This window comes from Streptomyces sp. NPDC048521 (genome assembly GCF_043199855.1).
Taxonomy (GTDB): domain Bacteria; phylum Actinomycetota; class Actinomycetes; order Streptomycetales; family Streptomycetaceae; genus Streptomyces.
Window position 1 is genome coordinate 24,321 of record NZ_JBICWR010000018.1, and the last position, 13,087, is coordinate 37,407.

The 13,087-nt window shown below is 67.4% G+C and carries 13 protein-coding genes and 4 pseudogenes; 9 read left to right on the forward strand and 8 right to left on the reverse strand.

The window, feature by feature from the left end; all coding sequences use genetic code 11:
- Window positions 1-85: 85 nt before the first annotated feature.
- A complete protein-coding gene (locus tag ACGFRF_RS32450; protein ID WP_393746107.1) occupies window positions 86-778 on the reverse strand; it encodes a transposase family protein in 693 nt (230 codons plus the stop codon).
- Between the two features lie 233 nt (window positions 779-1,011).
- On the opposite strand from ACGFRF_RS32450, the gene ACGFRF_RS32455 reads away from it, so the two are divergent.
- Window positions 1,012-1,770: a hypothetical protein gene (locus ACGFRF_RS32455; RefSeq protein ID WP_393746109.1), complete on the forward strand. Its 759-nt coding sequence runs from the start codon at window positions 1,012-1,014 to the stop codon at window positions 1,768-1,770.
- Window positions 1,771-1,959: 189 nt separating this feature from the next.
- Complete coding sequence (locus tag ACGFRF_RS32460; RefSeq protein WP_393746111.1) at window positions 1,960-2,874, forward strand: hypothetical protein; 915 nt, start codon at window positions 1,960-1,962, stop codon at window positions 2,872-2,874.
- A 325-nt stretch (window positions 2,875-3,199) separates the two neighbouring features.
- Here the strand turns inward: ACGFRF_RS32460 and ACGFRF_RS32465 are convergent.
- Window positions 3,200-3,567: pseudogene (locus tag ACGFRF_RS32465) on the reverse strand (ATP-binding protein); the annotation flags it as partial.
- Window positions 3,568-3,753: 186 nt separating this feature from the next.
- Here ACGFRF_RS32465 and ACGFRF_RS32470 point away from each other — a divergent pair.
- The 4 genes from ACGFRF_RS32470 to ACGFRF_RS32485 all read left to right on the forward strand — a co-directional run bounded on the left by ACGFRF_RS32470 (window position 3,754) and on the right by ACGFRF_RS32485 (window position 6,326).
- Window positions 3,754-3,942, forward strand: a complete 189-nt coding sequence (locus ACGFRF_RS32470; protein ID WP_393746113.1) for a DUF6207 family protein — start codon at window positions 3,754-3,756, stop codon at window positions 3,940-3,942.
- Window positions 3,943-4,115: 173 nt separating this feature from the next.
- Window positions 4,116-4,634, forward strand: coding sequence for a hypothetical protein (locus tag ACGFRF_RS32475; protein WP_393746115.1), 519 nt, complete (start codon window positions 4,116-4,118; stop codon window positions 4,632-4,634).
- A 297-nt stretch (window positions 4,635-4,931) separates the two neighbouring features.
- Window positions 4,932-5,201, forward strand: a complete 270-nt coding sequence (locus tag ACGFRF_RS32480) for a hypothetical protein (protein ID WP_393746117.1) — start codon at window positions 4,932-4,934, stop codon at window positions 5,199-5,201.
- A gap of 357 nt (window positions 5,202-5,558) precedes the next feature.
- Entirely contained in the window at window positions 5,559-6,326 is a 768-nt protein-coding gene (locus ACGFRF_RS32485; protein ID WP_393746119.1) for a dienelactone hydrolase family protein, read from the forward strand.
- Between the two features lie 58 nt (window positions 6,327-6,384).
- Here the strand turns inward: ACGFRF_RS32485 and ACGFRF_RS32490 are convergent.
- Both ACGFRF_RS32490 and ACGFRF_RS32495 read right to left on the reverse strand, forming a co-directional pair.
- Window positions 6,385-6,689: pseudogene (locus tag ACGFRF_RS32490) on the reverse strand (DUF6247 family protein).
- Between the two features lie 99 nt (window positions 6,690-6,788).
- A pseudogene (locus ACGFRF_RS32495) lies at window positions 6,789-7,148 on the reverse strand (transposase); the annotation flags it as partial.
- Here ACGFRF_RS32495 and ACGFRF_RS32500 point away from each other — a divergent pair.
- Complete coding sequence (locus tag ACGFRF_RS32500) at window positions 7,076-7,543, forward strand: transposase (RefSeq protein ID WP_393746121.1); 468 nt, start codon at window positions 7,076-7,078, stop codon at window positions 7,541-7,543. The pseudogene ACGFRF_RS32495 and the gene ACGFRF_RS32500 overlap by 73 nt on opposite strands.
- A gap of 143 nt (window positions 7,544-7,686) precedes the next feature.
- Here ACGFRF_RS32500 and ACGFRF_RS32505 read toward each other — a convergent pair whose 3' ends face one another.
- The gene (locus tag ACGFRF_RS32505) at window positions 7,687-8,097 is read right to left on the reverse strand and encodes a contact-dependent growth inhibition system immunity protein (protein ID WP_393746123.1); all 411 of its coding nucleotides are present in this window, start codon (window positions 8,095-8,097) and stop codon (window positions 7,687-7,689) included.
- 230 nt (window positions 8,098-8,327) lie between these two features.
- On the opposite strand from ACGFRF_RS32505, the gene ACGFRF_RS32510 reads away from it, so the two are divergent.
- Entirely contained in the window at window positions 8,328-8,636 is a 309-nt protein-coding gene (locus tag ACGFRF_RS32510) for a hypothetical protein (RefSeq protein ID WP_393746124.1), read from the forward strand.
- A gap of 632 nt (window positions 8,637-9,268) precedes the next feature.
- Here ACGFRF_RS32510 and ACGFRF_RS32515 read toward each other — a convergent pair.
- The 3 genes and pseudogenes from ACGFRF_RS32515 to ACGFRF_RS32525 all read right to left on the reverse strand — a co-directional run.
- Window positions 9,269-9,879: pseudogene (locus ACGFRF_RS32515) on the reverse strand (transposase); the annotation flags it as partial.
- 179 nt (window positions 9,880-10,058) lie between these two features.
- The gene (locus tag ACGFRF_RS32520) at window positions 10,059-10,265 is read right to left on the reverse strand and encodes a cold-shock protein (RefSeq protein ID WP_393746126.1); all 207 of its coding nucleotides are present in this window, start codon (window positions 10,263-10,265) and stop codon (window positions 10,059-10,061) included.
- A 156-nt stretch (window positions 10,266-10,421) separates the two neighbouring features.
- On the reverse strand, window positions 10,422-11,261 hold the full coding sequence (locus ACGFRF_RS32525; protein WP_393746128.1) for a nuclear transport factor 2 family protein: 840 nt from the start codon (window positions 11,259-11,261) through the stop codon (window positions 10,422-10,424).
- Window positions 11,262-11,829: 568 nt separating this feature from the next.
- Between ACGFRF_RS32525 and ACGFRF_RS32530 the strand changes: the two genes are divergently transcribed.
- Complete coding sequence (locus ACGFRF_RS32530) at window positions 11,830-13,032, forward strand: IS256 family transposase (protein ID WP_393746352.1); 1,203 nt, start codon at window positions 11,830-11,832, stop codon at window positions 13,030-13,032.
- Window positions 13,033-13,087 lie beyond the last annotated feature (55 nt).

Here is a 13,087-nt window from a genome sequence, read left to right on the forward strand (position 1 = left end):
GCCCAACTGCCAAGCCTCTGAACCAAACTCATTCTGAAATGATCAGTAAGTACGAATGAAGGCAGTTCGGCATCAGTGAGCCTTTTCAGCGTTGCCTCTCCAGAGTGAGGACGGCGGCGGCGATGACGGACATGCGGTTGGGGCTGCAGCGAGCCCGGCGGAAGATGCGCCAGGACTTCAGTCTTGCGACGCTTCGTTCGACCGGTGCTCGTGCCGCTGACAGGGCCCGGTTGATCATCCGCTGGGTCGGGTTGAGGTCCTGGTACGGGAGTCGTCTGATCGGCGTGGTCACCCAGGAGCCAGGTCCGTTGGAGGCGCGGTCGGCGAGGACGGGAACGCCTTGGCGTTCGCAGATCCGGATGATGCGGTGGGTGCGGGCCGCGGTCAGGTCGTGGGTGCGGCCGGGCAGAGCGGGCGAGAGCCACAGCAGCTTGCCGGTGGGATCAGCCACGACCTGCACGTTCACGCCGTGGCGGCGGCGCTTCTGCGAGAAGTCGGCCCGGCTGTCGCCGACCCGGTCACATTCGGCGAGCGTTCCGTCGAGCAGGACGTGCTCCGGATCGGTCTCCTTCAGAACCCGGAGGAGGCCGGGTGCCCGCCGGGCGAGGTGGCCGACGACGGCGGTGACGTAGGCATGGGCGGTGCCCAGGGATATGCCGAAGCCGGCAGCGATCTGCGCGAGCGTGTCGTGCCGACGAAGGTAGACCAAGCCGACGAGAGCACCCTGGTGCGGCAGGAGCTTGCAGCGGCGGTCACCCTCACGGGTGACAATGAGCATGATCACTCGATCAGTGGCAGAGCTCACTTCAGCACTCTTTCTGTTACCAGAAACGAAGATGGGGAGGCGCCAGCTCCTCTCGCCCTACCCCTTGGCCCGGCCGGACGATAGGGTCCAGATGTGCGTTGATCTTCCGGGCGGCAGCCACGTGCAGCCGCGGACGGTGCAGGGCGCCTCGTAACGGGGTCGCCCCAGCAGGCATACCCGTCATCACCACACCGGAGATCCACACCATGACTGCTCAGCAGCCGCTCACCTACGACGCGTTCGTCGAACTCGCCGTAGCCGACTCAGCCGTCCTCGGTCTCGTCCTCAAAGGTTCCCAGGCCCACGACGGCATGATCACCCCGCACTCCGACCACGACCTGTACGTGATCGTTGCCGATGACGCCACGACTGACCTGACCCGGTTCGCGGGTCACCGCAGCGCCGAGCTCGACCTCGTTGTCGTCACTCTCACCCAGTTCTGCGGAGCCGGGATGCCCGGTTGGGAACGCTATGCCCTCGCCCGTGCTCGAGTCGTTCTCGACCGGCTCGACGGAGGCGTCGCCCGCATCCTTGCCGACTGGGCCCGGATGGATGCCGATGAAGCTTTCCGGGACGCCGGCGGATGGCTCGACGCTTACGCCAACTCCCTCTACCGCTCGGTCAAGAACCACCGGGACGGCCTGGCTCTGGCCGCCCGCCTCGACGCGGCCGACAGCATGCGGTTCCTGCTCGAGTTGCTCTTCGCTCTCCACCGTCGCCCCCGCCCTTACAACAAGTACCTGGAGTGGGAGCTCGCCCGGTACCCGCTGCCAGGCTGGGACACTGACGTGCTGCTGCGTGCTGTGGACCGAATCTCAGCAGCAGGCGACGTATCGCTGCAGCGGCAGCTGTTCACCCTTGTCGAGAATGCGGCCCGAGAGGCCGGACACGGCGAGGTGCTGGACGCATGGGGCGACGACCTTGACTTCATGCGACCTCAAGAGGCAGACGGCAACACTGCCTGAGCTCTGCCCTGGTCTCACGGCATCGGAGCCGCCCTGGAGGGCTCCGTTCGCCGGGCCGAGCCCGCAGCAGCTCACCGAGTTGGTCAGGGCAATGCGGCGCGAGAGCGCGCCGATCCGGTTCCCACGGCTCAGGCCACCATCCTGGCCCTGACCGGGATGGCCAAACCACCCATGGAAAGGAAAGCCGTGATGGAACACTTCGACGATCGAGCAGTGAATGACTGGTGCATCGAACACCTGGGTTACCCGGTTGCCGAGCGCACGTTCACGGCGGGGAACCTGTCCGTGGTCCACGGCCTCCGGCTGACGAACGGTTGCGAGGTGGTGCTGAAGATCCGCGACGACGACGCACGGCTGGGAGCCTGTACCTGGGTGCAACGCCGAATGTGGCAAGCGGGCTACCCATGCCCGGAGCCATTGACCGGTCCGTTGCCGCTGGGCACGAAGGTCGCCAGCGCCGAGACTCCCGTGCCAGGGGGTGAAGAGCCAGCGCCAGCCGATGCTCCCCGACAGTTCGCCGGCCTTCTGGCTGACTTCGTGACCCGCGCAGAGGATCTGGATCCGCAGCCGCTGCTACGACCAGCTCCCGCCTGGGTCCACTGGTACCACAAGGAGGACGGCGTCTGGCCGGTCCCGGACGACCGCAATGTCGACCTCAATGCTGAACGGTGCTCTGCCACGGCGTGGCTCGACGAGCTCGGCGCGGCCGTACGCGAGCGGCTGGAAGAGGTCCGCGACACTGCCTGCGTGCTCGGACACGGGGACTGGGACGGCCGCAATGTGAAGTTTCGCGACGGCCGGCCGCTCGTGGTCCATGACTGGGACAGCGTGGTCTACGAGCCCGAGGTGGTGATCATCGGCCAGGCCGCCGCCATGTTCGAGGGCGGCTCCACTGGTGCAGGAGCCTCGGTCGAACGGACACTGGCCTTCCTGGAGGAGTACCAAACCGCGCGCAGACGAGTGCTGAGCAACAACGAACTGCAGTTGTGCTGGGCGGCGGGCCTGTGGGTACGTGCCTTCAACGCCAAGAAGTTCCATCTCGACAACTTCGATGCGCTGGGACGCGACGAAGCCGAGACGAGGATGGGGCATGCCGGGATCTGATGACGGTGGAGCTTCGAAGCTGCGTGCATCACGGTGGATCAGTGCGGCTGAAGTGGACTGAATGCGGCCCTTGCCTCGAAGGTGACAACTATCGCGCTTGGACTCACCCCGTCACCCGGCCGGTGGCCACTGTGAAAGCGCTCAGTGGCCAACTCGACCGCTCAGTCGCAACGCATCAGCGGCGCGGCACCGCAGCGCACCCTCTACGAGAGCGACCCTGGCCCGCCGCCGGAAGTGAAGGACACTCCGGAGGGCCTGGCCCAGGTGATGCGGCCCGTCTGAGGCGATGCGGACTGCGTTCCCGGCTGGGCGATTCTGCTGCTTGAGCCACGTCGTTCTCTCGCTCGATGGCCTTGAGGCGGTTCTTGAGCCGGTAGCTGGGACCGTTGATGGAGATGATGGAGATGACTTCGCAGTGGTGGAGGAGGCGGTGGCGAGGACCTCGTCGCCGATCACCTGTCCCCATTCGCTGAAGGTCTTGTTCAAGGTCAGGATGATCGAGCCCTTCTCGTAGTGCTTCGAGATCACCTGGAAGACCAGGTTCGCTTCGGCGCGTTCGAGGGGCTGGTATCCGACCTCGTCGACGACGAGGACACTGGGCCGCAGGTAGGTGCCGAGTTTGTTGAGGAGCCGTCCGGCGGCTTCGGCTGCTTTGAGGTTGCGGACCATGTCGTCGAGGCTGGTGAAGTAGACGAAACGCCGCAGTTCCACCCAGCGATGCGGATCCAAGACCACCGCCACCCGCCCTTCGCCGCCCACACCGACCAACCAGCAGCTGCCGACCGACACTCCTCAGCGCATCAGAAACTGGCCCCGTTCACCCGTACGCGGGTGGGGACGTTCAGGTGTACGCCGACAGCACGGCCGGGTCTGATCGTCGTGGACGTCGCAGCCGCCGACGATGAGACCGCCCTGGCGTTCCAGGACGCGATCGCCGCCCGGTGGGCGACCGCGACGGCCAAGGACACCACGCGGGAGCCTGGTCAGCCAGGAGTGCGGCTGCGCTGCTGTCTGGACCTTCGTCAGCCACTCGACACCGATGCGGGCCACAGAGCCGCGATGCCGTGAGACCGCGTTGACCTGCCACGGTCGGGGCTCCCGCAGGCACGGCCGGGTCCGTGGTCGGGGTGGCGGAGGGCGTGGTCGTCTTGGCCCCTGCTGGTCACTCGGGTGGCGACCTGCCCGAGTGGAAGGCATGGCGCCATGACGTGGACGCTGCCGGAACCGATGATCGCCGCCCCGTGACCGACCCTTCTCTTCCGGCGGGGTGGGCGGGAGAAGTGAAGTGGGACGGGTTTCGGGCGCTGGCCTGCGTCGACGCCGCCCGGGTGGTGCTGCGGTCGAGGAGCGGCACCGAGATGACCCCGGCGTTCCCGGAGATCGTGGCGGGGGCCGCGCAGCTGCCGGACGCGACCGCGCTGGACGGCGAGCTGGTCGGGCGGGAGTCCGGTCGGTTGGCGTTCGAGCGGCTCCAGGGCCGCCTGCGGGCGCGCGGTGCCGGCGCGGCCCGGCTCGCCACCAAGTGGCCGGCTCATTTCGTCGCCTTCGACCTGCTGCGCTGTGAAGGCACGGACACCACCCGGTGGTCATACCGGCGGCGGTGCGCCGCCCTGGAGGAGCTGTTCCATGGGCATGGGCTGACGGCGCCGTGGGCGCTGTGCCCGTCGGCATGCCGCACGATGGCACCGCCCGCGGCCCGACCTCTCCCCCGCCTGACGGCGGCACAGCGCCAAGGCCCCGGCCGACGGGCAACCAGCTGAGCGGCGTCCCGGTCCCCGGCCACGGCCGCACTGCCCATCCCGCCCACTGGGGTGGCAGGCGGAGCAACATGAGAGGAGCCCGGCTGATGCCGGGCCTCGTAGCGGGAACAGGATTTGAACCTGCGACCTCTGGGTTATGAGCCCCACTCCAGGCGCTCACCAAAGGTGTGCCCGCCTGCCCGCCCTGCCTACCGGCCTCTATGCCAGGCCATACAGAAATGGGGCAAATGGGATGTATGGGGTCAGATGTTCGTGGGGACTCGCCAACCAATCCCCCCACAGAACGGAGACCCAGCAATGATCATCAAGAAGATGCATGAAATGGGCGTCCGGAGCGAGCACGCTTACATCGCCGGCCTGGCCTCCATAGGTCTTAGCGTCGCCGCCTGGGCCAGCTCCCTCAAGATGGAGGCGGGCACCGGCCTCGCCCGCGCCGACAGGTGGGGCATCTTCATCGGCGAATGGGCCCCCACCTTCTTCGGCCTCGGCCTCGCCCTCTCCCACTACGAGCAGCAGGAAGGCACCCTCGGCGCCACCATCCACGACCTGCACAAGGTCGCCAGCTGACCGGAGAGACGACCCCATCGAGCAGCGAGGCGTACGACCCGAAACTCGACGTCGACTTCACCCCGCTGCGCGAGCAGGACCTGACCCCCGCCGGCCTCGGCCAGGCCGCCCGAACCGTGAGGTGAACCAGCTGGTGACGCCCTTCACGGGAGCGCGTCGGTTTAGCCCAGAATCCTGCCGCGAGGGTCAGCCTCCAACACCGTGGCCTGGGCAGGTGATCCGATGGCGCTGCCGTGGGGACGGGGAGGTCCGTGACGGTTCTCGTGAGCCCTCGCCGTATTTCAGAGGGACACTGCCTGATCTGCCAGCGGCAGAACACCAACCGGACCGGGCTCGACGATCACTACGGTCGAGTTCATGACGACGATTACGACGCGTACTGTCGAGTATCCGGCCGACGGTTTGACGATGATCGGGCACCTCGCGCTCCCGGCCGGTGTCGACCGCCGGCCCGCGGTGCTGCTCGGACCAGAGGGCATGGGGCTCAGCGACGTCGAGCGCTGCCGGGCCGACGCTCTCGCCGAACTAGGATATATAGCACTGGCCTTCGACCTTCACGGCGGGCGCTATTTGGGCGACCCCGAGGAGATGCTGGCCCGTTGCCTGCCGCTGCTCGCTGATCCCGACCGGATGCGGGACATCGGCCATGCGGCGCTCGACGTGCTGCGCACCGAACCGCGGACAGACCCCGACCGGATCGCCGCCGTCGGCTACGGCACCGGGGGCGCCATCGCGCTGGAACTCGGGCGCGGCGGCGTCAACCTGCGCGCGATCGGGACAGTCAACGCAACTACCACGGGCCGACCGGGCGAGGCGGCGCGCATTCGCTGCCCGGTGTGGGCCGGGGTCGGGTCGGAAGACCCGATCATGCCGCCCGCGCAACGGGACGCGTTCACCGCTGAGATGCAGGCCGCGGGCGTCGACTGGCGTCTCGCGGTCTACGGCGGCGCCTTGCACGCCTTCCACCACCCGCCCGTCGGCCACCCTGTGGTCCCCGGCGTCGGCTACCACCCACGGCACGCCCAGCGAGCCTGGCGCGACGTCGTCGACCTGCTCGCCGAATGCCTGCCCGTGACGGAGGATCTGGGGCATGCCCCAGGTAAGCGGGCCGGCGCCGGGCACTGACAGTCCCCTCCCTTCGCGGCCGGGGTGGAGAAACGGACCGCGTACGGCTGCTGTGCGGTCACCGGCGCCGCCCGCGGAGCTCCGCCATGTCGATGAACTCGCTGTCGTCGTAGCCGGAGGCGACAAACGCGTCCACGGCCGGGGCGAGGCGAGGCGGCCCTGCCAGTCCTGGACGACCGCGTACAGCCTGCCGAGGGAGAACGTGCGGCGCGAGTCCTCGAGCGCGGCCGCCCATTCCCGCTCGAATGCCTTTACCCAGGTGTCGGCGCGCCGGTCGGCGCGCAGCTGGGCGAGGAGTTCGGCCGGCGCCCCCGGCGCGGGGGCGTACGGCGGGACGGGTGCGTGGTCGGGCTGCGCGCTCATCTGGTCCTCCCGGCGGGTCGTCACCTCACCGTACGCGCGCCGGATCGCCGTGGATGGGGGTGGCGGTGATCTCGCTTTCTGGCCAGCTCTGTCACTCCGGCGGTAGCAGATGAGGGCTGCGGCGATGCCGACGAAGGCGAGGAAGTGCTCAGACTTGCGCTCGTAGCGGCGGTGCAATCGTCGGCGCCCGTTCAGCCAGGACATGGTTCGCTCCACGACCCAGCGGTGCCGGCCCAAGCGGCTGGAGTTCTCCACACCGCGTCGAGCGATCCGGGGCACGATCTGTCGGCGGCGTAGCCAACTGCGCAGGTGATCGAAGTCGTATCCCTTGTCCGCGTGGAGTTTGGCCGGACGGCGCCGCCTGGGGCCGTAGCGGGAGCGGATCGGTGGGATGCCACGCATCAGCGGAACCAGAGCTTGACTGTCATCCAGGTTGGCGGCCGAGATACCGAGCGAGACGTCCCCGTCCCCACCAGGGGCTTCGATGCGGGAAGAACGTCAAGGGCCGTAAGCGGTTCCTCGTAACCGACACGCTCGGCTTGCTCCTGGCCGTCCATGTTGTCGCTGCGAATGTGCAGGACTGCGACGGTGCGAAGCGCCCGCTGTTGTGGACCCGCCTCGACCACCCGGGCCTTCACAAGATCTCAGCCGACCAAGGCTTCGCCGGCCGCCTGGTTGACTGGACCGCTGAAATCCTCGGCCGAGAACTGGAGGTCGTTCGCAAAGACCCTGGTCAGCGAGGCTTCCAAGTCCAGCCCAAGGGGTGGGCGATCGAGCGCACGTTGTCGTGGATCACCACCCATCGGCGCCTCGCCAGAGACTACGAGACCAGTCCGGCCACGCGGAGTCCATGATCCGCTGAGCGATGATCGGAGTCATGGTTCGTCGTCTTACCCGCGGCTGTCCCGCGAGGCGGCTGGGCCCGCGCCCGCTCGTACGACAGCCCTGGTAAACGGTGCCCCCACCTGGGCACCTGCAGGGCGGTGCCGCTGGCGTGTCACAGAGCCAGGAACCGCTCCACCTCGTGCTTGAGGCCCGGCGTCAGATCGCTCAGATCCGAGACGATCAGGCGAAGCTCACGCCCGAGCTCGGGTGACGTACTCCAGATCTCTGGACTCCTGGTCAGCACCGCCGCAAGCAGATCACCCTCGTACATATGACCCTCCGCCATCGGATCCAGCCGCAGGACCTCCAACGCCAGCGGCAGGAGGTAGGGCAGGCCCTCGTTCTGCCTGGTCAGCAGCCTCATGTCCGCAACTGTCAGCGCGCCGATCGGCTTACGCCGAAGCGCGTGCGCGGTCGCCACAAGGCGAGTCGCGTCGGCTGACGGGGCCGGCCAACGATCGTCCTCCAGCTCCTCGAGGGAGCGGTCACGGTTCGGGGGCGAGTCACCGAGGGATCGTTCCATACCAGATCTCAAACGCGGTCCGACACTTCCGCACCGGCGGTGGACGGCGGTCGGGCGGTGCACCCATCGTCCCCGGCGAGCGGACCCGGACGCTGCCGCATGCCCCGCCCCGGTGGTTCACGGGCCGGTGTCGCCCGTCCGGACGACACCGGGATGCAGTACCCGCACACTTCCGTACGGTCGTTTGCAGGGCTGGAACACCCTCCGACCTGCCCATGAGGAGGCGCGCCATGCGTCGCATCAGCTCGACACTCACCATATTCGCGGCCGCCGGCATGCTTGCACTCACCGTTCCCGGATCGGCGTTCGCCACGAACGGATTCCTCCGCATCGACGGAGTCGTCCACAACCACCCGCTCGGCTGCTACGAGGTGGCCCAGCTGTCCACCGTACTCAACTTCACGGACGTGCCCGTCCGCGTCCACAACGTCCCGGGGTGCCAAGGCAACGTCGTCCAGATCATTCCCCCAGGGCTGGCAACACAGGTGCCCGGGACGCACAGCATTCTCGTCGAAGACCCGTTCAGCCCCCTGAGATGACTCGCACGGCGGTGCGCGGACGCCGATACTTCGTTCCTAGCAGCTCAAGACACCACCCACAGCCTGCGCAACAACGACACCCCCTGCAGCGCCTCGTAACCGCCCCGAGCGGACCCATCCCGCCTCCCGGCCGCCCGCCGGAAAGCCCTCGGACTCGACGCCCGGCCTGAGCCGGTTCAACCGCCTGGTCCGCAGGTCGGCCGCTTGGCCCCGGCACCGAAGTCTTCCTTCCGCACTGACCCCGTAGATCGACCCGCCGGGCGCCGTGGCCTGCAGCCCGGCGGTACGAGGCAGCGGCAGCCGCCCCAGCGTCCGGCAGGACTCACGGCGTACGAGACGACAGGGCGCCGGACCGGGCCAGGCACCGCAGACCGGGGCGGACCAGCATCCGCACCCCGACCGTCGCCGGGCTAGTAGATGACGCATTCCTGCAGGGTGGCGCCCGCGTAAGAGATGCCGTCATCGCGTCCTCAGCAGGATCGATGCCGAGCGCGGCGAGGACGAGAAGCCCATCGCTTTCTCCGACTGCCGGTACTACTGCCCGGACGAGGAGTCCGTGCGCAAGGTGGTCGAAGCACTGCGTGAGTCCGACGAGCGCCTGCGCTCCCGCCCCGAAGAACTCATACTGTGGGATCGGCGGCCCTGTTAGAGCCCGCGTTCCCCGGTCTGAGGAGAGCGGCGACCGGCTCTCCGGTTCCGCCCGGGCCGTGGTCGACGAAGGCTGTCAGGGGGTGATGGCCGTAGGTCTTCTTCCAGGTCGCAGCCGCGTCCTCCTTGTCGGAGTGCGCGATCACGAGGACGCTGTCGAGATCGACCGTGACCTGTCCGTCGGCGTCCGGGGCGTTCTTGCCCGCCAACGACCAGACCCGGGTGCGGACTTCGGCCCGTGCGGACCGGATGGCCTGCAGGGCCTTCTCGCCCGAGGCGGCGAGGGCGTTGATCAGGCGGGAGACCGTCGGGTCGGAAGCGACCGGGCCGAAAACAGCCGGCTCACACCGCAGCACCGCAACGTCCGCGAGGCAGTCCCCGCCCAGCACGACCGCCAGAGCAAGGTCCAGAAGGACCTTGCCCGGGTCGTGGACGGTCCGGGGCTTGCGCCAGGACGCCAGTTGCGCGGGTATCGCCTGGTCAGGCCGATCTTACGGACCGTCTCCAGCAGCAGGACCGCACCGGCCTGTGAGACCACCTGCCGACCGTCTCCCTGGACACAGACACGGGGGTACGGCGAAATAGGCTCTTTCACCTGGAAAGCGCTCTTTTCCTTGCAGCCAACAGGACCCTCAGAAAGTCGTATCGTTGCAGGTCAAGGCCCCTTTCCGTGTTTCTGATCAACTCCTGGACAGCTCACCTCGCGAAAGCGCGAGGTGACACAACCGCTGTACGCAAACGCACCGGGCGCTATCTGGGTCGTAGTGCCGGGGGCTACAGCGGCACGACGTTGACAGCCTGTGCGCCCTTGGGGCCGGTCTTGATCTCGAACTGGACTTTCTGGTTCTCCGCAAGTGACTTGAAGCCGTCGTCCACTCGGATCTCACTGTAATGAACGGGGAGTTCCTCGCCGGCCTCATCCGGGATGATGAGACCGAAGCCCTTCGCGTCGTTGAACCACTTCACCGTGCCGGTGGCCATGTCCCCTCCAAGAAACGCCAGTTGGCTGCTGTGGCCGGGGGGCCAACAGCGTGACGCTACTGCCCGTCACAGTGTGCCGCTGAAACATCTTCCTCCGCGCCCGGGGGCGGTTCCGGCCAAGCGTCGCTGTACTGACCGCAAGATCGGCATCACTAGCTAGTACCAATACCGGGGAGCGTGGAGATTGGCCAGGCCCTGGGCGACGGTCTGAATGTTGCGGATCTGGTTGTCGGCGTAATGCTGAAGACCTTGGCGCAGCTCGGCCGGACGGGGGCTGATCAGGCCGTTGGTGACGAACACCGCCCGGCCCTGGTGCAGCAGCCAGACTTCGTAAAATTCCACGTCGAGCCGCACATCTGGGCCGAAGCCGAGGTTCGCGGTGCCTTCGACCGCGAGCGCGTCCGGGCCCTCGACGAAGCATGACAAGCTCCTGAGCTGCGGAGGGCCGACCTGCCGCCAGCGCTGCCGGAGGCTGTCCGTTATCACCTGGCCGCCGCGCACGGTGCCGGCCACGGAGGCGTGCACGGCGTCGGGGGCGTAGAGACTCGTGAGCGTCGCGGCGTCCTGCATGCTGATGGCGTCCCAGAGGCGCCGGAAAAACGCCTGGCCCGGGGCGGCGGGATCCTGGGCTGGTAACGCGGCGGGCGAGCGTGGGAAGATCGAGCCACCGGCGTGGAAGCGGGCGCGGCCGCCGTCAAGGGCGAAGACGTCGTAGGACGTGGCCTGCGCGAAGCCGGTCGACTGCGTGGACTCCGCGACGAACGAGGTGCCGAGGTCTATGAAGTTCTCGACTCCCGTCGTGTTGACAGCGCCGGCGATACCGAAGAACTCCGCGAAACCAGCCGCGATCGCTTCCGCACCGAGCAGCGTGCGGCCGGTGCCCACCGACAGCTGCACGGCGTCGGCATGGTAGAGCTCACGCAGCGCGGCCGTGTCCTGGGCGGCCAGCGCCGCGCACCATCGGTGATGGAATACCTGTGCAGACGTCAGCTGCATCGTCCGCCCTCGCCGCTACGCAGAAGAACCTTCACCCCACTCTACAAGTCTGGCTCGTCGGGTGCCGACCGCGAACCAGCCATGTCAGCGCGGCCGATTTCGTCCTGGTCTGCGTCGGCTCAAGAACTTCGAGGTGGGCACTTGGTCTGGCTGGCGCACACCTGAGGCCAGCCTCAGCGGACGAACCGTTGTGCTCGCCGGCCAGGACAAGCCCGTGTCCTTCGAGACCAACGAGATCCTCCCCAGTTGGACGTATGTGGAGTCAAGCGCAGCGACCTCACCCTACGGTCAAAGAGGAACTGGCACGTCGAGGACTTCATCTCGAAGGTGAAATGCAGCGGATGCTCGGCAGAGGTCGCCCAGGAGGCAAAACAACAGGTCAGCGATGGTCGCTCGTACCCTGATTGCTCATCAGTACCTTCCCTCATGAAAGGGGAGTGTCTAATCAACGGCGGATCTGATGATCAAGGAGACGCGTCTGATGACGGAGACCGCCGTGGGGAACGAGCAGGCTGAGCAGGTGGTTCAGGCACCGTCGAGTGCGGTGTCGGACGAGCAGCTCGTTGCGATGCTGGTTGACCGGGCCCGGAAAGAGGGACTGCAGCTGACCGGCGAGGGCGGGTTGTTGCAGCAGCTGACCAAGCGGGTGCTGGAGTCCGCCCTGGAGGGCGAGATCACCGACCACGTCGGCTACGAGAAGCACGACCCGGCCGGGAAGAACAACGGCAACAGCCGCAACGGCACCCGGGCGAAGACCGTGCTCACCGACGTCGGCCCGGTGGAGGTGAGGGTGCCCCGCGACACCGCCGGCACCTTCGAGCCGCAGATCGTCAAGAAGCGGCAGCGCCGCCTGACCGGCGTCGACGAGATGGTGCTGTCGCTCTCGGCGAAGGGTCTCACCCGCGGGGAGATCTCCGCTCATCTCGCCGAGGTCTACGGGGCGGAGGTGTCCAAGCAGACCATCTCCACCATCACTGACAATGTGATGGACGGCATGGCCGAATGGCAGAACCGTCCCCTCGACCGCGTCTACCCGGTCCTGTTCGTGGACGCCATCAACGTCAAGATCAGAGGCGGACAGGTCGCGAACCGTCCGATCTACGTGGTGATGGCCGTGACCGTGGACGGCACTCGCGACATCCTCGGCATCTGGGCCGGCGACGGGGGCGAAGGCGCGAAGTACTGGCTGCACGTGTTCACCGAGCTGAAGAACCGCGGCCTGGACGACGTGCTGATGCTGGTCTGCGACGGGCTCAAGGGTCTTCCTGAGGCCGTGGAGACCGTCTGGCCTCGCACGATTGTCCAGACGTGCGTGGTTCACCTGCTGCGGAACTCGTTCCGTTACGCCGCCCGTCAGGACTGGGACAAGGTCGCCAAGGCCCTCAAGCCCGTCTACACCGCGCCCAGCGAGGATGCGGCCACGGAGCGGTTCCTGGAGTTCCAGGAGTCCTGTGGCGCCAAGTATCCGGCGATCGTGAAGCTGTGGTCGGACGCCTGGGCCGAGTTTGTGCCCTTCCTCTCCTTCGACGTCGAGATACGCAAGGTCATCTGCAGCACGAACGCGATCGAGAGCGTCAACGCCCGCATCCGCAAGGCCGTCCGCGCTCGCGGACACTTCCCCAACGAGGCCGCCGCTTTGAAATGCGTCTACATGGCGCTGATGGGCCTGGACCCGACCGGGAAGGGCCGCAAGCGGTGGACCATGCGCTGGAAGGCACCCCTGAACGCGTTCCAGATCGCCTTCGAGGGCCGCCTGACACCGAGCAACTGACACCTCAACAACCCAAGATCAGCCGTTAAGTTGACACACCGGGGCGGTTTCCGCA

Excerpts from the sequence above, each read along its gene's own strand:
- ACGFRF_RS32530 (WP_393746352.1), top strand. The coding sequence starts at position 11,830 with ATGCTGGTTGACCGGGCCCGGAAAGAGGGACTGCAGCTGACCGGCGAG.
- ACGFRF_RS32525 (WP_393746128.1), bottom strand. The coding sequence starts at position 11,261 with ATGCAGCTGACGTCTGCACAGGTATTCCATCACCGATGGTGCGCGGCG.
- ACGFRF_RS32510 (WP_393746124.1), top strand. The coding sequence starts at position 8,328 with ATGCGTCGCATCAGCTCGACACTCACCATATTCGCGGCCGCCGGCATG.
- ACGFRF_RS32480 (WP_393746117.1), top strand. The coding sequence starts at position 4,932 with ATGATCATCAAGAAGATGCATGAAATGGGCGTCCGGAGCGAGCACGCT.
- ACGFRF_RS32485 (WP_393746119.1), top strand. The coding sequence starts at position 5,559 with ATGACGACGATTACGACGCGTACTGTCGAGTATCCGGCCGACGGTTTG.
- ACGFRF_RS32520 (WP_393746126.1), bottom strand. The coding sequence starts at position 10,265 with ATGGCCACCGGCACGGTGAAGTGGTTCAACGACGCGAAGGGCTTCGGT.
- ACGFRF_RS32505 (WP_393746123.1), bottom strand. The coding sequence starts at position 8,097 with ATGGAACGATCCCTCGGTGACTCGCCCCCGAACCGTGACCGCTCCCTC.
- ACGFRF_RS32460 (WP_393746111.1), top strand. The coding sequence starts at position 1,960 with ATGGAACACTTCGACGATCGAGCAGTGAATGACTGGTGCATCGAACAC.
- ACGFRF_RS32450 (WP_393746107.1), bottom strand. The coding sequence starts at position 778 with ATGCTCATTGTCACCCGTGAGGGTGACCGCCGCTGCAAGCTCCTGCCG.
- ACGFRF_RS32455 (WP_393746109.1), top strand. The coding sequence starts at position 1,012 with ATGACTGCTCAGCAGCCGCTCACCTACGACGCGTTCGTCGAACTCGCC.